Source organism: Alsobacter sp. SYSU BS001988, from assembly GCF_054796215.1.
Map to the genome: position 1 here is coordinate 393,191 of NZ_JBTAMK010000002.1, position 12,731 is coordinate 405,921.

15 protein-coding genes are annotated in these 12,731 nt (G+C 70.8%); 8 read left to right on the forward strand and 7 right to left on the reverse strand.

The features are described 5' to 3' along the window. The first annotated feature begins 60 nt into the window (after nt 1–60). From greA to ACYVO7_RS05895, 3 genes are all read left to right on the forward strand, one after another. Nucleotides 61–534 carry a transcription elongation factor GreA gene (gene greA, locus ACYVO7_RS05885; protein ID WP_406854433.1) on the forward strand — a complete coding sequence of 158 codons (474 nt, stop codon included), beginning with the start codon at nt 61–63 and terminating at the stop codon, nt 532–534. Then, nucleotides 518–1,033 carry a hypothetical protein gene (locus tag ACYVO7_RS05890; RefSeq protein ID WP_460448899.1) on the forward strand — a complete coding sequence of 172 codons (516 nt, stop codon included), beginning with the start codon at nt 518–520 and terminating at the stop codon, nt 1,031–1,033. The genes greA and ACYVO7_RS05890 overlap by 17 nt, the downstream gene beginning before the upstream one ends. A 109-nt stretch (nt 1,034–1,142) precedes the next feature. Then, nucleotides 1,143–1,652 (forward strand): DUF2852 domain-containing protein, encoded by a 510-nt coding sequence (locus tag ACYVO7_RS05895; RefSeq protein ID WP_460448900.1) that lies wholly within the window; start codon nt 1,143–1,145, stop codon nt 1,650–1,652. Nucleotides 1,653–1,731: 79 nt separating this feature from the next. Here the strand turns inward: ACYVO7_RS05895 and ACYVO7_RS05900 are convergent, their stop codons facing one another. Continuing rightward, complete coding sequence (locus ACYVO7_RS05900; RefSeq protein WP_460448901.1) at nt 1,732–3,393, reverse strand: L-lactate permease; 1,662 nt, start codon at nt 3,391–3,393, stop codon at nt 1,732–1,734. A gap of 330 nt (nt 3,394–3,723) precedes the next feature. Between ACYVO7_RS05900 and ACYVO7_RS05905 the strand changes: the two genes are divergently transcribed. From ACYVO7_RS05905 to ACYVO7_RS05915, 3 genes are all read left to right on the forward strand, one after another. Next, complete coding sequence (locus ACYVO7_RS05905; protein WP_460448902.1) at nt 3,724–4,737, forward strand: extensin-like domain-containing protein; 1,014 nt, start codon at nt 3,724–3,726, stop codon at nt 4,735–4,737. A gap of 86 nt (nt 4,738–4,823) precedes the next feature. Beyond that, nucleotides 4,824–5,087, forward strand: coding sequence for a SemiSWEET family sugar transporter (locus ACYVO7_RS05910; protein WP_460448903.1), 264 nt, complete (start codon nt 4,824–4,826; stop codon nt 5,085–5,087). A 66-nt stretch (nt 5,088–5,153) separates the two neighbouring features. Continuing rightward, complete coding sequence (locus ACYVO7_RS05915) at nt 5,154–5,510, forward strand: DMT family protein (RefSeq protein ID WP_460448904.1); 357 nt, start codon at nt 5,154–5,156, stop codon at nt 5,508–5,510. 7 nt (nt 5,511–5,517) lie between these two features. Here ACYVO7_RS05915 and ACYVO7_RS05920 read toward each other — a convergent pair whose 3' ends face one another. Both ACYVO7_RS05920 and ACYVO7_RS05925 read right to left on the reverse strand, forming a co-directional pair. Continuing rightward, complete coding sequence (locus tag ACYVO7_RS05920; RefSeq protein WP_460448905.1) at nt 5,518–5,790, reverse strand: hypothetical protein; 273 nt, start codon at nt 5,788–5,790, stop codon at nt 5,518–5,520. Between the two features lie 149 nt (nt 5,791–5,939). Beyond that, a complete protein-coding gene (locus tag ACYVO7_RS05925) occupies nt 5,940–7,142 on the reverse strand; it encodes a pyridoxal phosphate-dependent aminotransferase (protein ID WP_460448906.1) in 1,203 nt (400 codons plus the stop codon). 132 nt (nt 7,143–7,274) lie between these two features. Here ACYVO7_RS05925 and ACYVO7_RS05930 point away from each other — a divergent pair, with 132 nt between their 5' ends. Next, nucleotides 7,275–8,270 carry a Bug family tripartite tricarboxylate transporter substrate binding protein gene (locus ACYVO7_RS05930; RefSeq protein ID WP_460448907.1) on the forward strand — a complete coding sequence of 332 codons (996 nt, stop codon included), beginning with the start codon at nt 7,275–7,277 and terminating at the stop codon, nt 8,268–8,270. 249 nt (nt 8,271–8,519) lie between these two features. Here ACYVO7_RS05930 and ACYVO7_RS05935 read toward each other — a convergent pair whose 3' ends face one another. The 3 genes from ACYVO7_RS05935 to ACYVO7_RS05945 are packed head-to-tail and all read right to left on the reverse strand — an operon-like array spanning nt 8,520 to nt 11,425. Continuing rightward, complete coding sequence (locus ACYVO7_RS05935; protein WP_460448908.1) at nt 8,520–9,434, reverse strand: LysR family transcriptional regulator; 915 nt, start codon at nt 9,432–9,434, stop codon at nt 8,520–8,522. Continuing rightward, nucleotides 9,434–10,396, reverse strand: coding sequence for a thioredoxin-disulfide reductase (gene trxB / locus ACYVO7_RS05940; RefSeq protein WP_460448909.1), 963 nt, complete (start codon nt 10,394–10,396; stop codon nt 9,434–9,436). The genes ACYVO7_RS05935 and trxB overlap by 1 nt, the downstream gene beginning before the upstream one ends. 42 nt (nt 10,397–10,438) lie before the next feature. After that, the gene (locus ACYVO7_RS05945) at nt 10,439–11,425 is read right to left on the reverse strand and encodes a mitochondrial fission ELM1 family protein (RefSeq protein ID WP_460448910.1); all 987 of its coding nucleotides are present in this window, start codon (nt 11,423–11,425) and stop codon (nt 10,439–10,441) included. A 104-nt stretch (nt 11,426–11,529) separates the two neighbouring features. Here ACYVO7_RS05945 and ACYVO7_RS05950 point away from each other — a divergent pair, with 104 nt between their 5' ends. Next, complete coding sequence (locus ACYVO7_RS05950) at nt 11,530–11,991, forward strand: Lrp/AsnC family transcriptional regulator (RefSeq protein ID WP_460448911.1); 462 nt, start codon at nt 11,530–11,532, stop codon at nt 11,989–11,991. A 12-nt stretch (nt 11,992–12,003) separates the two neighbouring features. Here ACYVO7_RS05950 and ACYVO7_RS05955 read toward each other — a convergent pair whose 3' ends face one another. Continuing rightward, nucleotides 12,004–12,669 carry a TetR/AcrR family transcriptional regulator gene (locus tag ACYVO7_RS05955; RefSeq protein ID WP_460448912.1) on the reverse strand — a complete coding sequence of 222 codons (666 nt, stop codon included), beginning with the start codon at nt 12,667–12,669 and terminating at the stop codon, nt 12,004–12,006. Nucleotides 12,670–12,731 lie beyond the last annotated feature (62 nt).

Below are 12,731 nucleotides of genomic sequence, written 5' to 3' on the forward strand. Positions count from 1 at the left end.
GGGACGGCGGCCTTTTCGGGTTTGGCGGCTCTTGCGGATCAAGATCGAACGGAAGCAATGATGGACAAAGTTCCGATGACCCCCTCGGGCTACAGGGCCCTCGAGGAGGAGTTGAAGACCCGCCAGCAGGTCGAGCGTCCCCGCATCATCCAGGCGATCGCGGAGGCGCGCTCCCATGGCGACCTCTCCGAGAACGCCGAGTACCACGCCGCCAAGGAGCAGCAGTCCCTGAACGAGGGCCGCATCGCGGAGCTCGAGGACAAGCTCTCGCGCGCCGAGATCATCGACGTCGCAAAGCTGTCCGGCTCGACCATCAAGTTCGGCGCGACCGTGAAGCTGATCGACGAGGACACGGACGAGACCAAGACCTACCAGATCGTCGGCGAATCCGAAGCCGACGTGAAATCCGGCAAAGTGAGCATCACCTCTCCGATCGCCCGCGCGTTGATCGGTAAGAAGACGGGCGACTCGGTGGAAGTGAACACGCCCGGCGGAGGGAAAAGCTATGAAATCGTGGATGTCGCTTTCGTCTGACCGGCGCAGCGTCCTTAGGGCGGGGCTCGGCCTCGCCGCCGCGGCCGCGGCCGGATCCCTCGCCGGCCCCCTGCCGGCGCGCGCGCAGGGCTTCGCCATCCGGGGCGTGTCGGTCGACGTCCGGCCGCTGGAGGCCCGCGGCCTCAACGGCTTCGCCGAGGCGCTGGGCGCCGCGGTCCACCGCCAGTTCCTGGCGCAATTCGGCGACCGCATCACCGGCGACCGCCGCGCTCCCCTGCTGATCGTCACCCTCACCAGCCTGTCGATGAACGCCTCCGCCGGTTCGGCGGGCGGCCGCGCCGGCCGGGGCGGCGGCGGAGGCGGCGAGAGCGACTACCTCCAGGGCGAAGTCAGCCTCGGCGGCCAGAGCTTCCCGCTCCTGGTGCAGCAATATTCCGGCAATGGCGGCTCCTGGCGCGACCCCAATATCGACCGCCGCCGCGTCGAGGCCCTCGCATTCGCCTTCGCGCAGTGGTCCCGGCGCAAGATCGGCGCCTGACGTCCTTCGCCATCCTGACGACCGAGGGCCGGGGCCGACGCTCCGGCCCTTGACATTGGCGCGCGCCGATCCGATGTGAATGAGCGTTACATTCACATGGGAGGGACGAATGTCCTGCTCTGCTGCTTATGGTCGATATGAAGGCCGCGACTGGCGCGGCCGCGAGGGACGCGCCCGGTGGCGTCCGCTGGAGCTCGCCGCGATGATCGCCGGCTTCGTGTTCTTCTGGCCGGCCGGGCTGGCGATCCTGGCCTGGAAGGGCTGGAAGGAAGGCTGGTGGTTCGCCGGCTGCCGCGGCCAGGACACCGAGCAGGGCGGCCGAGGCGGCGCGCAGTGGGGCGGCTTCGGCGGCGGCGGTCAGGGCCCCGGCCCCGGCTGGCCCCGGCGCGAGCTGCGCCGCGACAGCGGCAACTCGGCCTTCGAGGACTACAAGCAGGCGGAGATCGCCCGCCTTCAGGCCGAGTTCGACCGGCTGGTGGAGGAGCAGCGCGCCTTCGGCGAACACCTGGAGAGCCTGCGCCGCGCCAAGGACAAGGAGGAGTTCGACTCCTTCCTGGCCAGCCGCCGCGGCCCGCAGGGCGGCGGCCCCCAGGCCGCCCCCGGCCAGCCCCAGGCCTGACGGCGCCACGGCCATGAAGAAGGGCGCGCCCTCGCCGGCGCGCCCTTTGTCGTGAGCGGGTTCGGGCGTCGGCGCGCCTCTAGTGGATCACCATCGCGCTGAACGGCCAGACATAGGCCTGCAGCATCACCAGCACGCCGACCAGGCAGGCCAGCACGATGGAGTGCCAGAACACGAAGCGCAGGATCGTGCCCTCGTGCCCGAACCAGCCGGTCGCCGTCGAGGCCACCACGATCGACTGGGCGTCGATCATCTTGCCCATGACGCCGCCCGACGAGTTCGCCGCGCCCATCAGGATGGGCGACAGGCCGAGCTGTTCGGCGGTGATCTTCTGCAACCCGCCGAAGAGCACGTTGGAGGCCGTGTCGGACCCGGTCAGGGCCACGCCGAGCCAGCCCAGCAGCGTGCCGAAGAACGGGTAGAGCACGCCCGTCGCCGCGAAGGCGAGGCCCAGCGTGGCGTCCAGGCCCGAGTAGCGGGTCAGCGTGCCGATGGCCAGCATGGCCATGATGGTCATCAGCGAATAGCGCACCACCCAGAGCGTCTGTCCGTAGGCCCGCACGAGTTGGCCGGGCGTGAACTTCATCACGAACCCGGCGATGATCGCCGCGATCAGGATGCCGGTGCCGGTGAAGGACAGGTAGGTGAAGGCGAACACCGCGCCCTCGTTGGCGGGCTTGGCCACCACCGGGGGCACCTTCTGGATCACGTTGTGCAGGCCCTCCACCGGGTAGTTCCAGGTGAAGATCGGGTTGACCAGGTTCTTGAACCACTGGCCGCCCCAGATGATGACCACCACCGACAGGATCGCCCACGGAACCCAGGACATGCGCACCTGCTCGGGCGTCGCCTGCGGGATCGCGGGCGGCGGCGGGGGCGCGCTCAGGGCCGAGTCGTCCTTGGTGCGCAGCGCCGGCGAGAGCCACAGCTCGGCGGGCTGCCAGACCTTGAGGAAGCCGATCAGGCAGGCCATCGAGACCAGCGAGGCCGCGATGTCGACGATCCAGGGGTTGATGTAGTTCGACACCACGAATTGCGGCACGGCGAAGCTGACGCCGCAGACCAGGATCGCCGGCCAGATCTGCATCATGCCGCGGAAGCCCGCGAAGGCCCAGATCAGCCAGAACGGCACGATCAGCGAGAAGAACGGCAGTTGCCGCCCCACCATCGCGCCGAGCAGATAGGGGTCGAGCCCGGTCACGGTGGCGAGGCCCTGGATGGGCGTGCCGAGCGCCCCGTAGGCCACCGGCGCCGTGTTGGCGATCAGCGACAGGCCGGCGGCCGCGAGCGGCGAGAAGCCGAGCCCCATCAGGATCGCGCCCGTCACCGCCACCGGCGTGCCGAAGCCGGACGCGCCCTCGAAGAAGGCGCCGAACGAGAAGGCGATCAGCAAGAGCTGCAGCCGCCGGTCCGGCGTGATGCCGCCGATGGATTGCTGCAGGATCTGGAACCAGCCTTTCTCCACCGTGAGCCGGTAGAGGAAGATGACGTTCAGGATGATCCAGCCGATCGGGAACAGTCCCGTCACCGCGCCGAACACCGCGGCCCGGATGGCCACGCCGGCCGGCATCGTGAAGATGAAGATGGCGACGAGCAGCGCCAGGATCAGGGCGATGAAGGCGGCCACATAGGCCTCCACCTTGCCCCAGGCGATCAGCCCCAGCAGCGCCACGACCGGCAGCGCCGCCAGCAGCGTCGAGAGCACGGTGCTCCCCGTCGGATTATAGACTTGTGCCCACATGGCGTCCCCCAATCCCCAGCCCCGGGCCGTCGAAAGCGGCGCGGCTTCGATCCGCCATGGGGCGGAGGCCGGTCGGGAGCCGGCCGGGAGCGAGATTTGCACGGCCACACGGGGCGTTCGACTGAAAGTTTCAGATATCCACCGAAGCTCTCCGGGGCGATGCGCCGGGGTCACGGCGGGGCGCGGCGCGATTCCTGACGCCGGAAGGACACGGCCCCGCTTTCGTTTATCGTCCTTAAAGAAACCGGTCGCATTGTCGCGATCATGAGACGCGGAGTAGCCCTGTATCTAGTCGGCTCCGCCGTCCTCGGTCTGTTGTCGGGTTGCGGCATGTTCGTCTACGAGCAGCGCGCCCCGTGGCGAGACGAGGCGGAGCAAGCCTGCCTCGCCTCCAAGGCCGTGCAGGTCACCGCCTATGTGGAGCCGGCCCGGGAGATCTCCGGCCCCGGGTCCTGCGGCATGTTGCGGCCCTTCCGGGTCTCGGCGGTGGCGGACGGAACCGTCGCCCTGTCCAGCAAGGCCACCTGGGCCTGCCCGGTGATCCCCGTCATCGACGGCTGGGTCAACGAGGTCGTGCAGCCCGCGGCCGAGATGTATTACGGCAGCCGGGTCGTGGAGCTGAAGGCGGGGTCCTACTCCTGCCGCAGCGTCATGAACCGCCATGGCGGGCCGCGCTCCGAGCACGCCTTCGGCAACGCCATGGACGTGATGGCCTTCCGCCTGGCGGACGGCCGCGAGGTCTCGGTGGCGCGCGGCTGGCGCGGCCAGCAGCCCGACCAGGAGTTCCTCCGGGAGGTCTTCGTCGGCTCCTGCGAGCGCTTCACCACGGTGCTGGGCCCCGGCTATCCGCAGCATGACGACCACCTGCATCTCGACCTCGCCCGCCACTCGGGCGGGCGGCGGGTGTGCAAGCCCATCATCAAGTTCGCGCCGCGCCTCGGCGCCTATGCGGCGGCGGGCGGCGCCATCACGCCGCGGCCGATGGGCGGCGGCTACGGGACTGCGGCGGCCTCCCGCTACGGCGAGCCCCCGCCCGGCTCGGCCGACCGGCGCCCCGTCCCGCTCGGCGGGGCCCAGGCGCTGTCGCAGCCCGTCTACGGCCAGCAGAGCGGCGCCTCCCGGGCGCCCGCCTACGGCCAGGGCGGCGGATACGCCCAGCCCCGCCCGGCGACCTATCCGGGCCTTCGCCCGGGCGGCCCGATGCAGCTCGAATTCCCGGGCGCGGGCGCGAGCACGCCCGAGGGCATGGACATGGACGAGCCGATCGAGGCCGACGACGACCCCTTCGCGGCGCAGCCGACCGCGCCCGCCCGGGCCCCCGTCCCGCCCCGGCGCTATCCCTGAGCCCGGCCGCGCCGGCGGCGGATTGACAGGACGGCGCGAACGTCGCATGCGGGCCGTCGGCCCGTGCGGGCGAGCGGAGCCCGACCGTGCTGAACCCCGTGATGATCGAGGCGATCGGCAGCCTTGCGGCGCTGATCACCACCCTGTGCTGGATCCCGCAGGCCTGGCGGGTGATCCGCACCCGGGAGACGCGCGCCATCTCGCTGCCCGCCCAGATGGCGCTTCTGATCGGCGTCGGCATGTGGCTGGTCTATGGCGTGCTGATGGGCATCGCCCCGCTGGTCTGGTCCAACGTCGTCACCTTCGCGCTGGTGGCCGTGATCGTGGCCATGAAGATGCGCTTCGGCTGATCCGGCCCTTTCCGAAGGCCGCCGGCCGCCTACTTAGCCCAAGCCCGCCATGTCGAGAGATCCCGCATGACCGTGACCCACTCCGCCCTGGTCCTGCCCGTGCTGCTGCTCATCGCCTCGAACGTCTTCATGACCTTCGCGTGGTACGGCCACCTGAAATTCCCGGCCGTGTCGCTGCCGATCGTCATCGTGGCGAGCTGGGGAATCGCGTTCTTCGAATATTGCCTGGCGGTGCCCGCCAACCGAATCGGCCACACGGTCTATTCGGCGGCGCAGCTGAAGACCATCCAGGAGGTCGTGACGCTGGCCGTCTTCGCGGCGTTCTCGGTCACGGTGCTGAAGGAGCCGCTCACCCTCAACCACGCCGTGGGCTTCGCGCTCATCGCCGGCGGGGCGTTCTTCATCTTCCAGGGCCCGCTCTGAGGCGGCCTCAGCGCATGGCGAAGACGGACGGCCCCGCCCGCAGGACGCGCGCGGCCGCCGCCTGCCGGACGGGCGCGGCCTTGGCCGGCGCGGCGGCGATCGCCGGCCCGCTGGAGCGCACCGGGCCGCCGACGGCCACCGCCACGGTTCCGGCCAGCAGCGCGGCGACCAGCGCCAGCGAGATCCGCAGCTGACGCCACGCCTCGAAGCGCGACACGCTCAGCCGGCGCTCCGGCAAGGGCAGGCGGATCGGGTCGTCGGTGCGCAGGGTGCGGGTCATGGCGGGTCTCGGCTCGGGTCTCGACGGCCGGGACCATGCTCCCCCCGCCCCGTCCCGCCTGTGCGCCCGCGCACATGGGAGTCCCCGGACCGCGAGCCTTCAGGCTCGCCCCGGCGCCGCATGCGGGCCCGAAGGCCCGCGCCGGAGGCCTAGCGCAGGCTGGCGCAGAAGCGCTGGATCTTGCTGCAGGCTTCCTCGAGCAGCGCGTTCGAGGTGGCGTAGCTGATGCGGAAATTGGGGCCGAGGCCGAAGGCCGTGCCGTGGACCGCCGCGACGCCCTCCGACTCCAGCAGCTCGGAGACGAAATCCTCGTCGCTGGAGATCACCTTGCCGCTCGGGCCGGTCTTGCCCATGGCCTCGGCGCAGGACGGGTAGACGTAGAAGGCGCCCTCCGGAGTCGGGCACTTGAGGTACTTGGCCTGGTTCAGCATCGAGACCACGAGGTCGCGGCGCTCCTCGAAGGCGGCGCGGGCCTTGACGATGTAGTCCTGCGGGCCGTTGAGCGCCTCCACGGCGGCCCACTGGGCGATGGAGCACGCGCCCGAGGTCTGCTGGCCCTGCACCATGTCCATGGCCTTCATCAGCTCCAGCGGGCCGGCCGCGTAGCCGATGCGCCAGCCGGTCATCGCATAGGCCTTGGACACGCCGTTCATGGTGAGCGTGCGGTCGATGAGGCTGGGCTCCACCTGGGCCGGCGTGGTGAACTCGAAGTCGCCGAACACCAGGTGCTCGTACATGTCGTCGGTGAGCACCCAGACATGCGGGTGGCGCACCAGCACGTCGGTGATCGCCTTCATCTCGGCCCTGGTGTAGGCCGCGCCGGAGGGGTTCGACGGCGAGTTCAGGATCAGCCACTTCGTGCGGGGCGTGATCGCCCGCTCCAGGTCGGCGGCCTGCAGCTTGAAGTCCTGCTCGATCGGGCAGTCGACGAAGACCGGCTTGCCGCCGACCAGCAGCACCATGTCGGGATAGCTCACCCAATAGGGCGCGGGGATGATGACCTCGTCGCCCGGGTTCAGCGTGCACACGAAGGCGTTGTAGAGCACCTGCTTGCCGCCGGTGCACACGATGGTCTGGTTGACCTTGTACTCCAGCCCGTTCTCGCGCTTGAACTTGCCGACGATGGCCTCGCGCAGCGGGTTGATGCCGGAGACGGGGGTGTACTTCGTCTCGCCGCGCCGGATGGCGTCGATGGCCGCGGCCTTGATGTTCTCGGGCGTGTCGAAGTCGGGCTCGCCGACCGAGAGGCTGATGATCTCGCGCCCCTGCGCTTTCAGGTCCCGCGCCTTCTGCGTCACGGCGATCGTGGCGGAGGGCTTTACGCGGGAGAGAGCGTCGGCGAGAAAGGCCATGGTCGGGCTCCGAGAGAGGCTGTGGCGGTCGTTCCCGGAACGGCCGCTCCCGGAACGGGGCGGACCCTAGTTCGCACGTCCTGTCACGTCCAGCCAAAAGCCGTGATCAATAAGCACAAACGGAGGAATGGAATGGGCTTTTCACGTCGCGCCGCGATCGCGGCCGCCGCCGCGCTGGCCGCGGGCGCGCTGGCCTGCGCCGCGCCCCCCGGCGGCGCATGGGCGCAAGCCTTCCCCAGCCGCACGATCACGCTCGTGGTCCCCTATCCGGCCGGCGGACCGGTCGACGTGGTGGCCCGCCTCATCGCCCAGGAGGCCGGGACGGAGCTCGGCCAGTCGATCATCGTGGAGAACCGCGCCGGCGCCAGCGGCATCGTCGGGTCGCAGGCGGTGGCCCGCGCCGAGCCGGACGGCCACACTCTGGTGCTGGGCACCAACCAGACCCACGCCACGAACCAGAGCCTGATCAAGAGCACGTCCTACGAGGCGGCGCGCGACTTCGCCCCCGTGGCCGGCGTCGCCGACATCCAGCACGTCCTGGTCGCCCGCAAGGACCTCCCGGCCCAGACCGCCGGCGACCTGGTGAAGCTCGCCAAGGACAAGCCCGGCGCCCTCACCTACGGGTCGACCGGCAACGGCTCGGCCTCGCATTTGGCGGCCGAGCTGTTCAAGACCCGCGCCGGCGTCGACCTGCTGCACGTGCCGTTCAAGGGCGCGGCCCCGATGACGACGGAGCTGCTGGCCGGGCGCATCGACGTGGCCTTCGCCACCCTGCCCAGCGTCATCGCCCAGATCGAGGCGGGCGAGCTGAAGCCGCTCGCGGTGGCGAGCGCGAAGCGCGCCGCCAAGCTGCCGAACACGCCGACCCTCGGCGAGCAGGGCGTCCCGGGCGTCGAGGCCGACGCCTGGTTCGCCCTGTTCGCGCCGGCCAAGACCCCGCAACCCGTGGTGGACAAGCTCTACCGGGCGGTCGCGGCGGGACTCGCCAGGCCGGCCGCCCAGGAGGCCATGGAGCGGCAGGGCCTGACGGTGGCGATGAAGTCGCCGGCCGAGCTCGGCGCCATGATTCCCGGCGAGGTCGCCAAATGGGCCGAGGTCATCCGCATCTCGGGCGCGCGCGTCGACTGAGCCGCCGCGCAAAAAAAAGGCCGGGCGTCTTGCGACACCCGGCCATTTTGGAGCTGTTCCGGATCGCAACCCGAAAGCCGTCCAGAGGGGAACGGCCCAGACGCAGCGTCGACACCGGGAGGGGAGGTGGAGACTGCGTCCGGAACCACCCCCTATATGCGGGCCGGGAGCTTTGCGTTCAACGCAGATGCCCTCATATCAGGCATGCGCTGCACGCGTGCTGGGCGGCATGGCTCGGTTTGCGGGCGCTCAATAGGTCCAGCGCTGCGCCTTGCTGACCAGGAAGTCGCGGAAGACCTGCACCCGGGCGACGCTCTTCATCTCTTCCGGATAGACGAGATAGCTGTCGAGCGCCGGCATCTCGTCGCCGTTGAGCACCTGCACGAGGCCGGCCTCCGGCTCGATGAGATAGTCGGGCAGCACCGCGATGCCGATGCCGCGCTCGCAGGCGCGCTTCAGGGCGGTGATGTTGTTGACCGTGAGGGCCGCCTGGCGCGGGTGCTTGGCGTCCCGCCCCACGGTGGTGAGCCAGTGCACGTCCTTGAGGTAGGACGGCGTCTCGCCCCCATAGGTGAGGATCCTGTGCTCCTCCAGCTCGGACACGTCGCGCGGCTGGCCGCGGCCCTTGATGTATTCGGCCGACGCGTAGGCGTGGAAATGCACCGTGAACAGCCGGCGCTGGATCAGGTCCCCCTGCACGGGCTGGCGCAGCCGAATGGCGACGTCCGCCTCGCGCATGGACAGGTCGAGCTCGTCGTCGGTGAGCAGCACCTGCAGCTTGACCTCAGGATAGAGGTCGAGGAACTCGCCCAGCCGCGGCGTCAGCCAGTTGGAGCCGAGCCCCAGCGTGGTGGTGACGCGCAGCTCGCCGTTGGGCTTCTCGCGGCTGTCGGTGAGCCGGGCCCGGGTGGACTCCAGCTTCAGCATCATCTCCTTGGCGGTGCGGAACAGCTGCTCGCCCTGCTCGGTGAGGATGAGCCCGCGCGCGTGGCGGTGGAACAGCGGCACGCCGAGATCGCGCTCCAGCGCCCCGACCTGACGGCTGACCGCCGACTGGCTGAGGCCGAGCGCGTCGCCCGCATGGGTGAAGCTGCCGGCGTCGGCCGCCGTGTAAAAGATGCGGACCTTGTCCCAATCCAAGGTGTTGTGCAGGGAAAAGGGCATCACTCCGCGGCCTCTCTCTCGATCAGGACGCCGGCGAGAAACTTTTCCGCATCCAGCGCCGCCATGCAGCCCAGCCCGGCGGCGGTGACCGCCTGCCGGTAGGTCTCGTCGGTGACGTCGCCGGCGGCGAACACCCCCGGGATGTTCGTCGTCGTGTGGCCCGGATGGGTGTGGATGTAGCCGGAGGGCCGCATCTGCACCTGCCCCTTGAAGAGCTCGGTCGCGGGCTTGTGGCCGATGGCGACGAAGACGCCGTCCGTCTTCACCTCGCTGAGGGCGCCGGTCTTGGTGTTGCGCAGCCGCACATGGGTGACCCCCGGCGGGTTCTGGCCGCCGCAGATCTCGTCGACGGCGCCGTCCCAGACCACCGAGACGTTGGCCTGCTGGAACAGCCGCTGCTGCAGGATGCGCTCCGCCCGGAACGCGTCGCGCCGGTGCACGACCGTGACGCTCCTGGCGATGTTGGCGAGGTAGAGCGCCTCCTCGACGGCGGTGTTGCCGCCGCCCACCACCACGACGTCCTTGTTGCGGAAGAAGAACCCGTCGCAGGTGGCGCAGGCCGAGACGCCGTAGCCCTTGAAGGCCTCCTCGGAGGGCAGGCCCAGCCACTGCGCCTGCGCGCCGGTGGCGATGATGAGGCTGTCGCAGGTGTAGACCTGGCCGCTGTCGCCCGTCAGCCGGAACGGCCGCACGCCGAGCTCGGCCTTGACGACGTAGTCCGACACCATCGTGGTCCCGACATGCTCGGCCTGCTTGCGCATCTGCTCCATCAGCCAGGGGCCCTGGATGACGTCGGCGAAGCCGGGATAGTTCTCCACGTCGGTGGTGATCATCAGCTGCCCGCCCTCCTGGAGGCCGGAGATGAGCACCGGCTCCAGCATGGCGCGGGCCGCGTAGATCGCGGCCGTGTAGCCGGCCGGACCGGACCCGAGGATGATCAGCTTGGCGTGCAGAGCGGACATGTCGCGCGTCTCTTGGAGCGCGGAGCGGGCGCTCACATCGATTTAGGCGGGGGTGCTCCTGCGCCGCAGGTATGCGGCTTCGATCGCCGAAGCGATGACTGGGGTGCTATCTAATGCCGGGTATGCATGGCTTTCAAGCCGACCTTGAAAGAAACGCACAGCTCCGGCCTCATTCAGCGCGATTATCTGTCGCCTGAGCCGGTCCGACCCCTTTTTGCAGCGCCAGGACGGCTCGAAGACGAGCACCGGCCGGCCTGTGGCGCAGGCCTCGCCGACCATGTTGGCGGAATCGGCCGTCACCACGATCGCGTCGGCCAGGGCCAGCATGGCGATGTAAGGATTGTCGCCCGTCCCGTCCCAGAAGTATCCGCCCTTGCCGCGCAGGATGCTGCGCACCCCTTCCACCAGCGCGGGAGGCGAACGGCGAGACGCCGTCGCCATCAGGCCAGCCCCCGTCTGCGCCAGCGCGCCGATCTGGCCGGTGAGCCGCAGGATGTCCTCGCCGGTGAAGACGTGGTGGCGGCTGTCGCCGCCCAGCAGCAGCGCCACCCGCGGGCGGGGCAGCGCGGCGAGCGCGGCCGGCGGCGCGGCGCGCGCGGCGGCCAGGCGCTCGGGCGTGACCCGGTGCGGCGAGGTCAGGGTCGCCAGCACGTTGGGGCCGCGCAGCCGGTCGTGCTCGGGAACCCAGATGAAGTCGGCCGCGCCCGTCCCGGTGCGCGGGTCCTTCAGGAAGACCGTGAAGGTGCGCCCGCCCGACGCCCGCTTGAGCGCCTTCAGGGCCGGGACCGCCCGCCTGCCGCTGGCGATGGCGATGTCGGGCGGGGGTCCCGCCAGCGGGCCGCCCGCCCTCCCCGGCGCCTCGCGCGGGTCGACCGGGCCCCAGGGCGCCAGCCACGACCAGGGCGCCCGCGGCGCCACGCGCCGGATCTCGGGCGCCAGGCCCAGGCCCTCGGCCACCCCCAGGCACTGCCCTTCGTCGCCGGCCTTGCCGTCGGTGATGATCCAGCAGGTGGTGGCGGGAGGGAGCATGGGACGCGAGTCGCACGGAAAAGCCGGCCGGGCAAGGCCCCGCCCTTCCCCGCCGAACCGTTCACGTCTAAACAGGGCCTATCGCACCGCAGCGGAATCGCCCCTTGCCGACACGCCTCGACGACATCGACCTGAAGATCCTGCGGGAGCTCCAGGCGGACGGCCGCATGACCAATGTGGAGCTCGCCCGGCGGGTCGGCATGTCGGCGCCGCCCTGCCTGCGGCGCGTGCGGGCTTTGGAGGAGGCCGGAATCATCCAGGGCTACCGCGCGCTGGTGGACGAGAAGGCGCTCGGCTTCGAGATCGTGTTCTTCGCCTTCGTGCACCTCTCCAGCCAGGCCGAGGCCGACCTCGGCGGGTTCCAGGCGCGGATGCGCGACTGGCCGGCCGTGCGCGAGTGCTGGACGCTCTCCGGCGACATCGACTTCATGCTGAAATGCGTCGCGCCCGACCTCAGGGCCTTCCAGGCCCTGGTGGCCGAGCTGACCGCCCTGCCCAATGTGCGCACCATCCGCACCGCCGTCGCGCTCGACAAGGTCAAGGACGAGCCGATCGCGCCCATCTAGGGCGCAGGGTGGTCAGGCCGGGGCCTTTTCGGCCGCCGCCCGGTCGCGCGCGCCCCTCAGCAGCGCCTCGACGCCGCTGACCAGCAGGTCCTCGGCCTCCCCCGGACGGGTGCGCCCGAAGCAGCCGGCGCGCTCCAGGCTGGCGACCCCGTGGCTGAGCGCCCAGACCTGCCGGGCGAACGCCTCCGCGTCGACCCCCGCCCCGCCATGCTGGGCGAGCGCGCCGGCCACCCCGCGCAGCAGGATCTCGTAGGCCGGGCGGCCGGCGCCGTCCGCATCCTCGCCTGACGGCTGCGCCCGCTGCGAGAACATGGCCGCGTAGAAACCCGGCTCCTCGCGGGCGAAGGCCAGGTAGGCCCTGCCCATGGCGGTGAACCCAGCCTGGCCGGGCGCCGAGGACAGCGCCGCCGCCAGCCGCTGGCCGAAGAGCCCGAAGCCCTCGGCGGCGACCTCGGCCAGCAGGGCCTCGCGGTCGCGGAAATGCCGATAGGGCGCGGCCGGGCTGACGCCCGCCAGCTTGGCGGCGTCGGTGAGCGAGAAGCCCTCGGGCCCGCGCTCGCCCAGGAGCTGGCGCGCCGCCGCGATCAGGGCTTCGCGCAACTGGCCGTGATGGTAGCCCCGGCGCCTGAACGGGCCGCAGCCATGGGGAGGCCCGGGCGGGCCGTGGCGCCAACGCATGACGCAGCGTTAGCCCAAGCGGACCGGCTCCGCAAATGCGCCGGACGCGGCGCGCGGAGGCG

Coding starts and splice junctions, on each gene's coding strand:
- ACYVO7_RS05900 (WP_460448901.1), bottom strand. CDS start 3,393: ATGTGGGCACAAGTCTATAATCCGACGGGGAGCACCGTGCTCTCGACG.
- ACYVO7_RS05945 (WP_460448910.1), bottom strand. CDS start 11,425: ATGCTCCCTCCCGCCACCACCTGCTGGATCATCACCGACGGCAAGGCC.
- ACYVO7_RS05930 (WP_460448907.1), top strand. CDS start 7,275: ATGGGCTTTTCACGTCGCGCCGCGATCGCGGCCGCCGCCGCGCTGGCC.
- ACYVO7_RS05915 (WP_460448904.1), top strand. CDS start 5,154: ATGACCGTGACCCACTCCGCCCTGGTCCTGCCCGTGCTGCTGCTCATC.
- trxB (WP_460448909.1), bottom strand. CDS start 10,396: ATGTCCGCTCTGCACGCCAAGCTGATCATCCTCGGGTCCGGTCCGGCC.
- ACYVO7_RS05905 (WP_460448902.1), top strand. CDS start 3,724: ATGTTCGTCTACGAGCAGCGCGCCCCGTGGCGAGACGAGGCGGAGCAA.
- ACYVO7_RS05925 (WP_460448906.1), bottom strand. CDS start 7,142: ATGGCCTTTCTCGCCGACGCTCTCTCCCGCGTAAAGCCCTCCGCCACG.
- ACYVO7_RS05890 (WP_460448899.1), top strand. CDS start 518: ATGTCGCTTTCGTCTGACCGGCGCAGCGTCCTTAGGGCGGGGCTCGGC.
- ACYVO7_RS05955 (WP_460448912.1), bottom strand. CDS start 12,669: ATGCGTTGGCGCCACGGCCCGCCCGGGCCTCCCCATGGCTGCGGCCCG.
- ACYVO7_RS05935 (WP_460448908.1), bottom strand. CDS start 9,434: ATGCCCTTTTCCCTGCACAACACCTTGGATTGGGACAAGGTCCGCATC.
- ACYVO7_RS05895 (WP_460448900.1), top strand. CDS start 1,143: ATGTCCTGCTCTGCTGCTTATGGTCGATATGAAGGCCGCGACTGGCGC.
- ACYVO7_RS05920 (WP_460448905.1), bottom strand. CDS start 5,790: ATGACCCGCACCCTGCGCACCGACGACCCGATCCGCCTGCCCTTGCCG.
- greA (WP_406854433.1), top strand. CDS start 61: ATGGACAAAGTTCCGATGACCCCCTCGGGCTACAGGGCCCTCGAGGAG.